The following is a 13,488-nucleotide window of genomic DNA, read 5'->3' as shown; positions in this document are numbered from 1 at the left end:
GATATTGTGTCGGCTGCTAGAGGCAGACCCTCCGTCCCGCCCCCACTTGCGATTCTATGGTGCGTCCGCGGGAGCGTCTACCGAAGTAACGCCCAAGGTCAGCAGAGGGTTCCGCGTTGCAGAATGCGCAGCGGCGTTCGGCATGTTCCCAGATAACTTCCAGTCAACGTGCGTTGTAGTCCCAGCAGGGCGAGGCATAGTGGAAACAGCTTCGAGAAAGGAAGACCATGTCTGAGCACCATCGGGATGGTGACCCCCGGTACAACCCGGCAGTGCCGCCCCAGCCGCAGACTCCTCCTGCGTCCGGGCAGGGCCATACCGACCGGTCAGCTTCGGCCGACCAGACACCTGGTGCCTCCGGCTCCGGTGATACCGAGGCCCTCCCGATGCCGCAGGCCACCCGGCCCGTCTCGGGCTGGCAGCGGCCGGACGGTTCGGGCCAACGGGCATACGGCCAGCCGTCGTATGGACAGGGCGGGGAGCAAGGGCAGTATTCCCAGTCGGCGCCGTCCTACGGCCACTACTCGGGACAGTCCTTCGGGCAGCCGCAGTCCTTCGGCGCGGGTCCGGCGCCGACCGCGAAACCCGCGGTAAAGAAACGTTTCGGCAGCGGAGCCCTGGTGGCTGGCATGCTGCTGGCGGGTCTTGCCGGCGGCGGCGTGGCTGTCGGGGCCCAGTCGTTGGCGGGCGGATCGGTCGCGTCCGTGGCGGGCGCGTCGGCCCAGCAGCTGATCGTCAACAACACCGACTCCGTCAATGAAATCACCGCAGCAGCAGCCAAGGCATCGCCGAGCGTCGTCACGATCTCCGTCGCCTCGGGAAACTCCGGCGGCTCCGGCTCCGGCATCATCCTCGACGGCGAGGGCCATATCCTGACGAACACCCACGTGGTGACCCTCGGCGGACAGGCCTCGAACCCCACCCTCGAGGTGCGCACGAGCGATGGCCAGGTCCACGAGGCCAAGATAGTCGGCACGGACCCGCTCTCGGACCTGGCCGTCATCAAGATCGAGGCAGACGGGCTGACGCCGGCGTCGTTCGCCAACTCGGACAAGCTCAACGTCGGAGACACGGCCATCGCCATCGGCGCCCCGCTGGGTCTCAGCGGAACGGTGACGGACGGCATCATTTCGACGCTGAGCCGCACCATCAGCGTCTCTTCCTCCGAAGCCCCGCAGGAAGAGCAGAGCCCCGCCCCGAATGACCAGTGGAACTTTCAGTTCCCTGACGAGAACTCCGACGGCAGTTCCTCATCCTCGTCCAGCGGGAGCATCTACCTCAACGTCATACAGACGGACGCCGCCATCAACCACGGCAACTCCGGCGGCGCCCTCGTGGACACCAAGGGCGACGTCATCGGCGTCAACGTCGCGATCGCCTCGGCCAGCCAGGACAGCGGCAGCATCGGGGTCGGCTTCGCGATCCCGGGCAACTACGCCCAGCGGATCGCCGAGGAACTGATCAAGAACGGCGAGGCCACGCACGGCTATCTGGGCGTGAGCGTCACGGCCAAGGCTTCACCGAACTCCAGCGGCGGAACCCAGTTCTCCGTCGGCGCGGAGGTCGCCGACGTGGTCAATGGCTCTCCGGCCGACGACGCCGGTCTGCGCAAGGGCGATGTCATCACTGCCGTCGAGGACCGGGTCATCGAGGACAGCGTCTCCCTGACGGCTGCCATCCGCGAACACGCGGTCGGCAGCACTGTAGGCCTGAAGGTCCTGCGCGGAGGCAATGAGCAGACGGTGGACGTGAAGATCGGCGAAAATCCCGGTAAGTGACCCCACCGGCTGCATCACGGCCGCGGCTCCTGAATGCACCGGGGGCCGCGGCCCTGCCGGTTCCGGACTGAGCTTGTTCCCGGTCCAGCCGAGGCTGTTGCCGGGTGCCGGGTGCCGGGTGTCGGGTTCCGGGTGCCGGCCGTTCCGGTACCGGACAATGCGGTGTGCGACGGCGGCCGGCCGGGACTCCGTGCAGGTTCGGCTGCAGTTTCCACGGGCGCGGGCGTTCGGCCCCCGCGCTGCCGGTATGGTTAGGTAAGTTGTACCGGCAGAGCATTGCGGGGCACCGCGGAAGGAAGACGAAGCAACGATGCAGGATCCTGCCCTGAACATTGTGGTTCTGGTTAAGCACGTACCGGACGCCCAGTTCGACCGCCATTTGTCCGACGACGATTACACTCTGGAGCGGGACGAGAGCATCCTCTCCGAGCTTGACGAGTACGCCCTCGAAGCAGCGTTGCAGCTTTCGGAAGCCCGCGGCGGCCCCAAGGCCGGAAACGTTGTCACCGCGCTGACCATGGGTCCCGCGGCGGCGGTCAACGCCGTCAAGAAGTCGCTGCAGATCGGCGCCACGCAGGGCCTCCATGTCTGCGACGACGCCCTGGCCGGATCCGACGCGGCCGGTACCTCCCTGGCCCTGGCGGCGGCGATCCGCACGCTGGGCAACGTGGACCTGGTCCTGACCGGCATGGCCTCCACGGACGGCGAGACTTCGCTGGTCCCGGCACAGCTGGCCGAGCGCCTCGGCCTGGCCCAGATCACCTTCGCGTCCGAACTAGAGGTCGCCGGGAGCACCGTGACGGCCCGGCGCGATTCGGACAGCCACTCGGCCACCGTCGAGGCGCAGCTGCCGGCGCTGGTGTCCGTGACCGACCAGATCAACGAGCCGCGCTACCCGAACTTCAAGGGCATCCTGGCGGCCAAGAAGAAGTCCATCACGCAGCTTTCCCTGGCGGACCTCGGCGTGGACGCAGCGGAGGTCGGCGCCGCGGGCGCCTGGGCCACCGTCGTCGCGGCCAAGCCCCGCCCGGCGCGTTCACAGGGAACGATCATCACCGATGAGGGCGATGCCGGCATCCGCCTGGCCGACTTCCTTGCCGGCCAGAAATTGCTCTAGCAGCTGCGGACCCGGAAAGGATTCCACGAACATGACGAACATTCTTGTCTTCATCGACACTCCGGACGGCGCACTGCATAAGAGCCACCGGGAACTGCTGACGCTCGCGCGCAGCCTCGGCGAGCCGGTGGCTGCGGTCTCCGGACCGGTCAGTGACAGCCTGGCGGCGGCCCTCGGCGAGTACGGCACCGCCGCCGTCGTCCATCCGGATTCCGCAGACCTGGACGACGTCCTCGCCGTCCGCAAGGCGGACTTCCTCGCGGCGGCCATGGACCGGACGCAGCCGCAGGCGGTGCTCCTGCCGAACACGTTCGACGGCAAGGAGATCGCCGGCCGGCTGTCCATCAAGCGCCGCAGCGGCGTCGTCACCGATGCCATCGCGGTCGCCAATGACCTCACCGCCACCAAGAGCGTGCTGGCCGGGGCTTACACGGTCGAAGCGCAGGTCCGGACGGGAACGCCCATCATCACCTTCAAGGCCAACAGCATCGAGGCCGAAACCGTCCCGCAGGCCACTTCGCCCCGGGTCGAGACGGTTTCCGTGGCCGCCGGAGCGCCTGCGGCCCGGGTCACCGGCCGGTCGGAAAAGCCCTCCAGCGGGCGCCCGGAACTCTCCGAGGCACGCGTTGTCGTCGCCGGCGGCCGCGGCGTGAACGGGGACTTCTCCGCGGTCGAGGACCTGGCGGATGCCCTCGGCGGAGCGGTCGGTGCCTCCCGGGCGGCTACGGATGCGGGCTGGATTGAGCACTCGGCGCAGGTCGGCCAGACCGGCCAGACGGTATCGCCGCAGCTGTACATCTCCGCCGGCATCTCGGGTGCCATCCAGCAGAAGGCCGGCATGCAGACGTCCAAGGTCATCGTCGCGGTCAATAAGGATCCGGACTCCCCGGTCTTCGAGATCGCGGACTTCGGCGTCGTGGGCGACCTCTTCAAGGTGCTGCCGCAGGCTGCGGCCGAAATCCGCAAGCGGAAGGGCTAACGGCGGCCGTGGTCGAACCGGAAGAAGCCGGCGCCGCGCTGGCGCCGGCTCGAGTCCTGGTCTTTGCCGCCCACCCGGACGACCTCGATTTCGGGGCGGCGGGGACGATCGCGCGCTGGGCGGCGGCCGGGAGCGACGTCAGCTACTGCATCATGACCGACGGCGACGCCGGAGGTTTCGATGAGGCCCACCGCCCGGACATCGTGGCCCGGCGGACGGCGGAGCAGGAAGAAGCGGCGCGGATCACCGGCGCCCGCGGCATCCACTATTTCCACGAGCGCGACGGCTTCCTGGAACCCTCCTACGAGGTGGTCGGCAAGACCGTCGAGCTGATCCGCCGGATCCGGCCCGAGATCGTGCTGGCCATGCATCCGGAACGCGCCTGGGACCGGATCCAGAAGAGCCACCCGGACCATCTGGCCTGCGGCGAGGCCGTGACCAGGGCGGTCTATCCGGCCGTCGAAAACCCCTACGCCTATCCGGAGCTGGCCGCCGCCGGGCTGCCGGCGTACAAGCTTCCCTACCTCTGGTTCTATGGGGCTCCGAGGGAGCGGGAAAACCACTACATGGACGTGACGGACCTGGTCGACGTCAAGATCGCGGCCATCCGGATCCATGCCAGCCAGCACCCGGACGTCGCGCAAATGGAAAGCCGGGTCAAGGCCATGATGCAGGAGAACGCGCGGCGCGGCGGTCTGCCGGAGGGCTCCAGCGCCGAGGCCTTCCACGTGGTCGGCATCAACACGCCGTCCACGATCGCCGGCTTCTGACCCGGCGGGGCGACGTGATGGTTCCGGCTTACCGGGACGCCCGTCGTCAGGGCCTGGCAGGACGGCTGGCGGGACCGGAGGGTTCCGGTTCGTCGGTCCGGCGCCAGTGCTACTCGGCGAGTTTCAGCTCAAGGGTGAACGGCGGGGTGGGGGACTGGGCTCCGCCGCGGGCCTCGAGGGTCAGGGCGGCGGCCTTGTAGCCCGAGATGTTCTCCACGACGGCCGGCTCTTCGCCGCTGATGTTTCCGCTGCTCAGCGAGCCGACGGAGACCGGCGCCGAACCGCTGGCCGGGATCTTCCACAGCTGGTAGACCTGTCCGTTGCCGGGTGCGGGGAGGTTGCGGAAAGTAACGACGGCGGCGTTGCGGTCCGCGGACACTGCCACGTCTGCGGCGGCTCCGTTCTCGCCCTCGACGCTGGTCTTCACGACGTCTCCCGCCCCGAGGACCGAGTCGGCAGGCGAGCGGCCGAGGGTCTGTACGGCGGCAATCGCTCCCACGATGAGCACAACGGCGGCCACCGCCAGCAGCACCAGCTTGGTGCGCCGCGGCATCGGACGCCGCTCCGGAATCTCGTCCTCCACCGTCAGCTGGTCCGCGTGCAGCACCGAGGAATCATCGGACGGCTCGGCCGCGGGCTCCTGCTCGGGGTAGGAACCGGGCTCGAAGTCGTCGGCGTTGGCGGAGGCTTTGTCGCGGGGCAGTGGCGTGTCCATAGGTTTCCAGCATAGCCGCGTAACCCGCGCGAATCCCGGGCGGCACGCGGCGGCGGCTTAGAGCTTGGCTCCGGCGAATCCGTGCTGGCGCCAGGCCTCGTAGACCGCGATGGAAGCCGAGTTGGCCAGGTTAAGCGACCGCAGCGACGGCCGCATCGGGAGCCGCAGCCGTGCGGTGACGTGCGGGTCTTGCTTGACCTCAACGGGCAGGCCGACCGACTCGGGGCCGAACATCAGCACATCCCCCGGACGGTACTCCACATCGACATAGGACCGCTCGCCGTCGGACGTGAACGCATAGACACGATCCGGCTGCAAAGCCTCCCATGCCTCGGCCAGGGACTTGTGCACGTGGACGATGGCCAGGTCGTGGTAGTCCAGCCCGGCCCGGCGGAGTTTGGAGTCTTCGAAGCTGAAGCCGAGCGGTTCCACCAAGTGCAGTTCGCTGCCGGTGATGGCCGCGAGCCGGATGGCGTTGCCGGTATTGCCGGGGATTTCGGGGGTGTAGAAGAGAATGCGGAACACAGGGTTCATCCTAAACGTTCATGCTCAGCAGGCCGGTGCGGCCGCCCAGGCCCTCAGCCGGAGTCCCCGGAGGGCGGCTACTTGTGCATGCCGGCGAGCAGCTTACCGAGTGCCGGCACCAGTACGGTATTCGGCGCGGGGCCGGAGGCCAGGAAGAACTTCAGTTCGCGCACCAGCCGCGCGGCGTTGACCACGTCCACCGGGGAATGCGTATGGGGATCATAGCCGCGGGCATAATCGATCACGGGCTCGTGCAGGTTGCCGTCGGGCGCGTGGATGACGGTCCAGCCCTGGACGTTCAGCTCGGGGAACAGGTCCTGCATCCACCGGACCGCGGGAGCCAGGCTGGGCGGATCGATGATGCGCCCGTCCTTGCGCAGCGTGGTGCCGTTCCACTGGAAGATCCCGCGCGGCAGCAGCATGGAATCGATCAGGGCAAGGCGGTAGCCGGCCAGGAGGGCGTGGTCGATATAGCCGCGGCCGTCGGGCGAGTGCAGGCCGTTGACCAGCCGGGCGGACGGCATCTCGGGCAGGATCTGCTGGGAGATCAGGCGCACCGTGCGGGCTTCACGCTGCAGCCGCGACGCGGCGCCGAAGATGCCTCGCTTGCGGGGCACGCCGTGGATCTGCTGGCGCGCCAGCTGGAGGGGGACGGCCGACGACGCGTCGGGCGAATCGTAGGCCGGGACGAAGACCGCCGGGGACTTGGCGGCATTGCGGCCGTTCGGCGCCCGGTGCGGCGCCGTGGTGAAGTTGGGCCCGGCGGCGAAGGACTCGGCGCTGCTGGTTGAGGCGGCCGCTCCGGCCGCGCCGTAGGACCTGTCATATGTGGCGCGGGTTTCCGGATCGCTCAGCACTTCGTAAGCCAGCGTCACCTGCCGGAACGCGGCAGGGTCCCCGCCATGGTCCGGGTGGGTCGCCCTGGCGGCCCGGCGGTAGGCGGCCTTGATCTGTTTGGCCGAGGCGCTGGTGGGCAGCCCAAGGGTCTCATAGTGCGATGGTGGAGTCACGGCCGCCTTTCCGTCTTCGTGCCCGGGATCCTAGCCTAATTCAGCCGGGGAGCCGGCGGGCGCGGGGCGGTCCGCGATGTAGCGCAGGAGCAGCATCGAATCCGATTCGAGGGCCTGGACCAGCCGGAGCCGTTGCGGCGGATAGCCGCCGCCGGACCTGGCAATCCGGGTCCCGCTGCCGCCGACGAGCAGCGGGCTGACTGTCAGGCAAAGTTCGTCCACCAGCCCGGCCGCTTCGAACGAGCCCAGCAGCGTCGGCCCGCCCTCGCAGTGGATCTGCTGCAGGCCGCGTTCGGCCAGCGCGTGCACGATACCGGCCGCTTCCACCCGCTCCCGCCCCGCATCGACGACATCGGCGACGGCCGCGAGTTCCTTCCTGCGGGCCGGGTCGGCCGCGGCCGAGGTGAACAGCAGGGGCCGCACCGGCGCCTCGCTGAAGAACGCGCTGCCCGGGTCCAGGTCCAGCGAGCCGGAGACAATGGCGACGGCGGGGTGTTCGGGCTTGCCCCGCGAGGCCCGCCACTTGCGGGCCTCGGCTCCCAGCAGGTCACCGCCGTACCCTTCGGCGCGCACGGTCCCGGCCCCGACGAGGATGACGTCGCCCAGCCGCCGCAGCAGCTGGAACACGTGCTGGTCCACGGCATTGCCCAGCCTGCCGGATTGACCCTCCAGCGTGGCCGCACCGTCCAGGCTGGAGACGAAATTGAAGCGGACCCAACTCCCCGGGCGCGGCACGCCGCCGTACCACTGCAACAGTTGTTCGTCCGTCGCTGCGGAGACAGGCTCGGGAAAGATCCGGTTGATCGGGGCGAGGCCGTGGGCGGTCGATGCCATGTGCTGCCTTCCGGGTCAGCCGCGGGCCGGCTCGTTGACGTCGCCCATGTTGTGCTTCAGGTACGCCGGTTCCCGCCAGCCGAGGGCGGCCTCCACCAGCCGCACGGCGGAACGGGCCTCGGCGACGTTATGCATCCGGATAACCCGGGCGCCGTTCATGATGCACATCACCGCGGCCGCCAGCGAGCCGGCAGTGCGGTCCTTCTTCTCCTGGCCGAGCGTCTCGCCGATGAAGTCCTTGTTCGAGACCGCGGCCAGGGCGGGGAAGCCGAGGTCCGCGATCTCCCGGAAGCGCCTGGTGATCTCCAGCGAATGCAGGGTGTTTTTGTTCAGGTCGTGCCCCGGATCGATGATGATCTTGTCCGCGGCGATGCCCAGTTCGAGCGCCTCGTCCACCTTGCGGCGCAGGAAGTCTCCTACCTCGGCGACGACGTCGTTGTATTCCGGCCGCGGATAGATGGTCCGGGGCGCCGCGAGCGAGTGGGTGATGACGATATGCACTCCGCCTTCCACGACGACGGCGGCGAGGTCCTTGTTGCGCAGCCCGGTGGTGTCGTTGATGACGTTCGCCCCGGCCGCGATGCTCGCCTGGGCCACCTCGGGCAGGAAGGTATCAGCGGAAATAACGACGTCGGACCGGGAACGTACCGCTTCAATCACCGGTACGATCCGGTCCGCCTCCTCGGCGGCGGACAGCGCGGGTCCGGGGGCGAACGGGACGCCGCCGATGTCCACCCAGTCGGCGCCGTCGTCCACGGCACCCAGCGCCGCACCGACCGCCGCATCGAGCGCGAAGGTCCTGCCGCCGTCGTAAAAGGAATCCGGCGTCCGGTTGATGATGGCCATCAGCGCGACCTGCCGGCTGAAATCGATCCGGCGGCTGCCGAACGTGTGCACCGGATATTCCAGCGCCGGCAGGTAAGTGCCGTGCAGGGCCGCTTGGCTCACAGGCTGGTCAGCTCCTTGTCGGTATTGGCCAGATCCTCGGCGGCCACGGGGCGGCGGGAGCGGATCAGGTCCTGGATGGGTTCCTGGACATCCCAGATGTTTACATTCATACCAGCAACCACGCGTCCCTCACGCAGCCAGAAGGCGATGAATTCGAGGGAGTCGATGCTGCCGCGGATGACCGGGTCCGCGGTGGCCCAGGGGAAGTAGCCGGAGTACTCCATGCCGATGTCGAACTGGTCGGTGTAGAAGTACGGGATCGCGTCATTGGCGGCATCCCGGCCGAGCATCGCCTTGGCCGCCGTCTTGCCCTGCTCGATCGCGTTGGCCCAATGCTCGCTGCGCAGCGGCGCGTCGAGGACGGGGTGGTAGGCGTTGGCGACGTCGCCGGCGGCAAAGACGTCGGCCGCAGAGGTGCGCAGGCTGCCGTCCGCGTCGATGCCGTTGGAAACGGCGAGCCCGGCGGACTCGGCCAGCGCGGTGTTCGGCACCGCGCCCGTGGCGATCAGCACCAGGTCGGCGGGCAGGCGCTCCCCGCCGTCCAGCACGACCTGGGACACCTGCCCGTCATCGCCGGCCAGCTCCATCGGGCGCGTGCGGGTGCGGATAATGACGCCTTCCAAGCGGTGCTTGTCCGCGAACCGGTTGCCGATCACGGCTCCGAGGGCGGCGCGCAGGGGCACCTCGCCCCGGCCGACCATCGTAACCTCGTTGCCCAGGGTCCGCGCGGTGGCCGCGACCTCCATGCCGATCCAGCCCGTCCCGATCACGACCAGCTGCCGCCCGCCGGCGGACAGGGCGGACTTCAGCCCGGTGCTGTCCTCGAGCGAGCGCAGGTAGTGGACGCCGGCCAGGTCGGATCCGGGCAGGTCCAGCCGCCGCGGAGCAGCGCCGGTGGCCAGCAGGAGCCGGCTGTACTCCAGGGAACCGCCCTCGGAGAGCCGGAGGGAGTGTTCGCCGGGGTGCAGCGACGCGGCCGAGACGCCGATCCGGAGGTCGATGTTGTTGTCCGCGTACCAGCCGGGTTCCTGCACCAGGGCGGCGGATGCCTCTTCCTTGCCGGCCAGGTAGGCCTTGGACAGCGGCGGCCGGATGTACGGCTCATGCTTCTCGGCGCCAAGGAGGACCAGGGGACCGCCGTAGCCCTCTTCGCGCAGTGTACGGGCGGCAGTTGCGCCGGCGAGTCCTGCTCCGGCGATCACGAACGGCTGGTTTTCCATCATGGCTCCTGGAGCTCGGTTCCTTCGGCCCCTGCCGGTGCTGCGCTGCAAGAAAATCCGGCACGGTCTGCGGAACTTTCTAAAACCGATGCTCCTGACTTTAGAAAGCGCGGCCGGGCAAGTCAATGGGCTGGACGCCCGGCCGGTTCGTGAAAGCCGGGGGCCGGACGGTAAGATTCTGGTGTGCCCGTGTATCTTGACCACGCGGCGACCACGCCCATTTCGGCGCAGGCCTTGGCCGCACTCACCCATGAACTTAGCCGCAGCGGAAATCCGTCCTCGCTGCACGGCTCCGGCCGGCGCGCCCGCCGGGTGGTGGAGGACGCCAGGGAAACGCTGGCCGCGGCGGCAGGCGCCCACCCCAGCGAGGTCATCTTTACCTCGGGCGGCACCGAAGCCGACAACCTTGCAGTTAAGGGCCTGTACTGGGCGCGCCGGGACGAAGACCCGAAGCGGCGCCGGATCCTGTGTTCCCCGGTGGAACACCACGCCGTGCTGGACACGGTCGAATGGCTGGAACGCCACGAGGGGGCGGAAGCCGTCTGGCTGCCAGTCGACGGTAACGGCGTAGTCTCCGTCGAGGCGCTGCGCCGGGAAATCGAGGCCGACCCCGGCTCCGTGGCACTCGTGACGGTGATGTGGGCAAACAACGAAGTGGGCACCGTGCAGCCGATCGCGGACATCGTGGCGGCGGCCCGGCCGCACGGCATTCCCGTGCACTCCGACGCGGTGCAGGCGTTCGGGCATCTGCCGGTGTCCTTCGCGGAATCGGGGCTGGACACGATGGCCATCAGCGGCCACAAGATCGGTGGACCGGTGGGCATCGGCGCCCTGCTGGTGGGCCGCTCGGTGAAGCTGACGCCCGTCCAGCACGGCGGCGGGCAGGAACGCGACATCCGCTCGGGCACCCTCGACACCCCTGCGATCGCGGCCTTCGCCGCGGCTGCGGAGGCAGCCGCGGGCCAACTGGCAGAAGAAGCCCCGCGGCTGTCGCACCTGCGCGAGAAGCTGATTGCCGGCGTCGTTAGCGCCGTCCCGGAAGCGGTGCTGCGGGGCGCGCCGGACCCGCAGTTCGAGGGCCGGCGCCTGCCGGGGAACGCGCACTTCACGTTCCCGGGCTGCGAGGGGGATTCGCTGCTCTTCCTGCTGGACCTGGCCGGCGTGGAGTCGTCCACGGGCTCGGCCTGCACGGCCGGAGTGCCCCGGCCGTCGCACGTCCTGCTGGCCATGGGGCTGACCGAGGAGGAGGCCCGCGGGGCGCAGCGCTTCACGCTCGGGCATACATCGACGGACGCGGACGTTGACGCATTGGTGGCCGCGCTGCCGGAGGCGTACGCGCGGGCCAGGAAGGCCGGCATGGCCGGGCACGTGTCCAGCATCCGGACGGCCGGCACGCAGCCCTGGTAGCTGCGGAACCGGCTCCGGCAGGACCAACGAGTTGAGCAACAAGAGGATGACTTCATGAAGGTATTGGCAGCGATGAGCGGCGGCGTGGACTCGGCCGTGGCGGCGGCACGCGCCGTGGAGGCGGGGCACGACGTCGTCGGCGTCCACCTGGCGCTGAGCCGGATGCCGGGCACCCTGCGCACCGGCAGCCGCGGCTGCTGCACGATCGAAGACTCCCGCGATGCCTGGCGCGCCTGCGACATCCTTGGCATCCCGTACTACGTCTGGGACTTCTCGGAGCGGTTCAAGGAAGACGTGGTGGACGACTTCATCGCCGAGTACGCCGCAGGCCGCACGCCCAACCCGTGCATGCGCTGCAACGAGCGGATCAAGTTCGCCGCGCTGCTGGAGAAGGCGCTCGCGCTGGGCTTCGACGCGGTGTGCACCGGCCACTACGCCAAGGTCATCGAGGACGAGCACGGTAACCGCGAGCTGCACCGCGCGGCGGACTGGGCGAAGGACCAGTCCTACGTGCTGGGCGTCCTCACGCACGAGCAGCTCAAGCACTCCATGTTCCCGCTGGCGGACACCCCGTCCAAGGCCGAGGTCCGGGCGGAAGCGGCGCGGCGCGGGCTGTCCGTCGCGAACAAGCCGGACAGCCACGACATCTGCTTCATTTCCGACGGCGACACCCGCGGCTGGCTGGCCGAGAAGATCGAGATGGAACCGGGCGAGATCGTGGACCAGACCGGCTCCGTGGTCGGCGAGCACGAGGGCGCCAACGCGTTCACCGTCGGGCAGCGGCGCGGGCTCAAGCTGGGCCGGCCCGCCGCGGACGGCAAGCCTCGCTTCGTGCTGGAGATCCGGCCGAAGGAGAACAAGGTCGTGGTCGGCCCGGAGGCGCTGCTCGCGGTGGACCAGATGCGCGGCATCAAGGTTTCCTGGGCCGGGCTGCCGATCGCCGAGGTCGAGGCCCGGACCGAGTTCGACTGCATGGTCCAGGTCCGGGCCCACGGCGACCCGGTGCCGGCCCGCGGCCGGATCGAGCTGGACGACGACGGGCGGCAGCAGTTGCTCGTGACCCTCGTCGACCCGATGCGCGGTGTGGCGCCGGGGCAGACGATGGTGCTCTACCAAGGCAGCCGCGTCCTGGGACAGGCGACTATCGATTCGGCACGCTCGCTGAGCTGGGACCCGGCCGGGGTTTCCTGACCCTGCCGCCGTCCTGCCGCCGCGGCTTCGGCGCGGCTAGGGTGAAGCCATGACTGCGGTGAAGTGGCGGCCCGTGATCGTCTTCGTCCTGCTGGCCTATGCGCTGGCGTGGCTGTGCGCGCTGCCGCTCTGGCTCGGGGACGGGCTGCGGGAGCCGCTCTTCCCGCTGTACGCGGTGTTGATGATGGCCACCCCGGCGGTAGCCGCCCTGGCCACCAGCCGGTTCGTGGACCGCCCGCCGTCCATTCCGCGCGAGCTGGGGCTGGTGCAGTTCCGGCCCGTCGGCCGGTTCGTGCTGTTCCTCGCCGCGGGTTGGGCGCTGCCCGTGCTGCTCGCGTTGGCGGCGCTGGCGGTCGGCGCGCTGCTGGGCGTCTACCCTGCGGACTTCGTGGATTTCTCCGGCTACCGGCTGCTGCTCGCCCAGCAGTCCCAGGCCGTCGGACTGGCCGTCCCGGACCTGCCCATCGGCGTCCTGGTGGCCGCCCAATTCATCAATGTCGCGCTCGCGGCCGTCATCAATGCCATCCCGGCGCTGGGCGAGGAGCTCGGCTGGCGGGGCTGGCTGCTGCCCCGGCTGATGCCGCTCGGGGCGCCCGCCGCCGTCGTTGTTTCCGGGGTGGTGTGGGGCGTTTGGCATGCGCCGCTGATCCTGCTCGGCTACAACTATCCGGACGGGCCGGGCTGGCTCGGCGTCCTTGCCATGTGCGGGATGTGCACGGCCTTCGGGGGCGTCTTCGGCTGGCTGCGGCTTCGCTCGGGCTCCGTCTGGCCGGCGGCGCTGGCGCACGGAGCGCTGAACGCCTCGGCCGGACTCATGTTCCTGTTCGTCGCGGCCGGCGGCCGGTTTTCCACCCTCCACGCCTCGGTGTTGGGCTGGTCCGGCTGGATCGTGCCGCTGCTGCTGGTCGCCGGGCTCATCGCTGCCGGACAATTCCGTCCGGCAGCTTCACACACCGTGGCCGCTGCGTACCCTCCGGCGGGCAAACCTTAGACT

At 69.4% G+C, this 13,488-nt stretch carries 13 protein-coding genes; 7 read left to right on the top strand and 6 right to left on the bottom strand.

The features are described 5' to 3' along the window. Window positions 1-227: 227 nt before the first annotated feature. The 4 genes from OC550_RS09695 (at window position 228) to OC550_RS09680 (ending at window position 4,644) form a co-directional block, all read left to right on the top strand. Window positions 228-1,778 (top strand): trypsin-like peptidase domain-containing protein, encoded by a 1,551-nt coding sequence (locus OC550_RS09695; protein WP_262105539.1) that lies wholly within the window; start codon window positions 228-230, stop codon window positions 1,776-1,778. Between the two features lie 310 nt (window positions 1,779-2,088). Continuing rightward, a complete protein-coding gene (locus OC550_RS09690) occupies window positions 2,089-2,895 on the top strand; it encodes an electron transfer flavoprotein subunit beta/FixA family protein (protein WP_262105538.1) in 807 nt (268 codons plus the stop codon). A 31-nt stretch (window positions 2,896-2,926) separates the two neighbouring features. Further along, window positions 2,927-3,874: an electron transfer flavoprotein subunit alpha/FixB family protein gene (locus tag OC550_RS09685; RefSeq protein WP_262105537.1), complete on the top strand. Its 948-nt coding sequence runs from the start codon at window positions 2,927-2,929 to the stop codon at window positions 3,872-3,874. 8 nt (window positions 3,875-3,882) lie between these two features. Beyond that, on the top strand, window positions 3,883-4,644 hold the full coding sequence (locus tag OC550_RS09680) for a PIG-L deacetylase family protein (protein ID WP_262105536.1): 762 nt from the start codon (window positions 3,883-3,885) through the stop codon (window positions 4,642-4,644). A gap of 109 nt (window positions 4,645-4,753) precedes the next feature. Here OC550_RS09680 and OC550_RS09675 read toward each other — a convergent pair whose 3' ends face one another. The 6 genes from OC550_RS09675 to OC550_RS09650 form a co-directional block, all read right to left on the bottom strand. Continuing rightward, the gene (locus OC550_RS09675; protein WP_262105535.1) at window positions 4,754-5,359 is read right to left on the bottom strand and encodes an anti-sigma factor; all 606 of its coding nucleotides are present in this window, start codon (window positions 5,357-5,359) and stop codon (window positions 4,754-4,756) included. 57 nt (window positions 5,360-5,416) lie between these two features. Further along, on the bottom strand, window positions 5,417-5,884 hold the full coding sequence (locus OC550_RS09670; RefSeq protein ID WP_262105533.1) for a tRNA (cytidine(34)-2'-O)-methyltransferase: 468 nt from the start codon (window positions 5,882-5,884) through the stop codon (window positions 5,417-5,419). 77 nt (window positions 5,885-5,961) lie between these two features. Next, window positions 5,962-6,894 (bottom strand): J domain-containing protein, encoded by a 933-nt coding sequence (locus OC550_RS09665; protein WP_262105532.1) that lies wholly within the window; start codon window positions 6,892-6,894, stop codon window positions 5,962-5,964. Between the two features lie 30 nt (window positions 6,895-6,924). Continuing rightward, complete coding sequence (locus OC550_RS09660; protein WP_262105530.1) at window positions 6,925-7,728, bottom strand: pyrimidine reductase family protein; 804 nt, start codon at window positions 7,726-7,728, stop codon at window positions 6,925-6,927. Window positions 7,729-7,743: 15 nt separating this feature from the next. After that, a complete protein-coding gene (folP, locus tag OC550_RS09655) occupies window positions 7,744-8,676 on the bottom strand; it encodes a dihydropteroate synthase (RefSeq protein WP_262105528.1) in 933 nt (310 codons plus the stop codon). Continuing rightward, entirely contained in the window at window positions 8,673-9,899 is a 1,227-nt protein-coding gene (locus OC550_RS09650; RefSeq protein WP_262105526.1) for an NAD(P)/FAD-dependent oxidoreductase, read from the bottom strand. The genes folP and OC550_RS09650 overlap by 4 nt, the downstream gene beginning before the upstream one ends. 180 nt (window positions 9,900-10,079) lie before the next feature. On the opposite strand from OC550_RS09650, the gene OC550_RS09645 reads away from it, so the two are divergent. The 3 genes from OC550_RS09645 to OC550_RS09635 are packed head-to-tail and all read left to right on the top strand — an operon-like array spanning window position 10,080 to window position 13,485. Beyond that, window positions 10,080-11,303: a cysteine desulfurase family protein gene (locus OC550_RS09645; protein WP_262105524.1), complete on the top strand. Its 1,224-nt coding sequence runs from the start codon at window positions 10,080-10,082 to the stop codon at window positions 11,301-11,303. 54 nt (window positions 11,304-11,357) lie between these two features. Further along, entirely contained in the window at window positions 11,358-12,494 is a 1,137-nt protein-coding gene (mnmA, locus tag OC550_RS09640) for a tRNA 2-thiouridine(34) synthase MnmA (protein WP_262105522.1), read from the top strand. Window positions 12,495-12,543: 49 nt separating this feature from the next. Continuing rightward, window positions 12,544-13,485 carry a CPBP family intramembrane glutamic endopeptidase gene (locus tag OC550_RS09635; protein ID WP_262105520.1) on the top strand — a complete coding sequence of 314 codons (942 nt, stop codon included), beginning with the start codon at window positions 12,544-12,546 and terminating at the stop codon, window positions 13,483-13,485. Window positions 13,486-13,488: the final 3 nt, after the last annotated feature.

Origin of the sequence: Arthrobacter sp. Marseille-P9274, assembly GCF_946892675.1 — a bacterium.
Classification (GTDB): Bacteria; Actinomycetota; Actinomycetes; order Actinomycetales; family Micrococcaceae; genus Crystallibacter.
The sequence above is the reverse complement of the archived record's forward strand: the minus strand, read 5'-3'. Positions and strand labels throughout refer to the sequence as shown.

What these genes read in the sequence shown, in the direction of transcription:
- OC550_RS09695 (WP_262105539.1), top strand. Translation starts at nt 228, where the DNA reads ATGTCTGAGCACCATCGGGATGGTGACCCCCGGTACAACCCGGCAGTG.
- OC550_RS09690 (WP_262105538.1), top strand. Translation starts at nt 2,089, where the DNA reads ATGCAGGATCCTGCCCTGAACATTGTGGTTCTGGTTAAGCACGTACCG.
- OC550_RS09685 (WP_262105537.1), top strand. Translation starts at nt 2,927, where the DNA reads ATGACGAACATTCTTGTCTTCATCGACACTCCGGACGGCGCACTGCAT.
- OC550_RS09675 (WP_262105535.1), bottom strand. Translation starts at nt 5,359, where the DNA reads ATGGACACGCCACTGCCCCGCGACAAAGCCTCCGCCAACGCCGACGAC.
- OC550_RS09660 (WP_262105530.1), bottom strand. Translation starts at nt 7,728, where the DNA reads ATGGCATCGACCGCCCACGGCCTCGCCCCGATCAACCGGATCTTTCCC.
- OC550_RS09650 (WP_262105526.1), bottom strand. Translation starts at nt 9,899, where the DNA reads ATGATGGAAAACCAGCCGTTCGTGATCGCCGGAGCAGGACTCGCCGGC.
- mnmA (WP_262105522.1), top strand. Translation starts at nt 11,358, where the DNA reads ATGAAGGTATTGGCAGCGATGAGCGGCGGCGTGGACTCGGCCGTGGCG.
- OC550_RS09635 (WP_262105520.1), top strand. Translation starts at nt 12,544, where the DNA reads ATGACTGCGGTGAAGTGGCGGCCCGTGATCGTCTTCGTCCTGCTGGCC.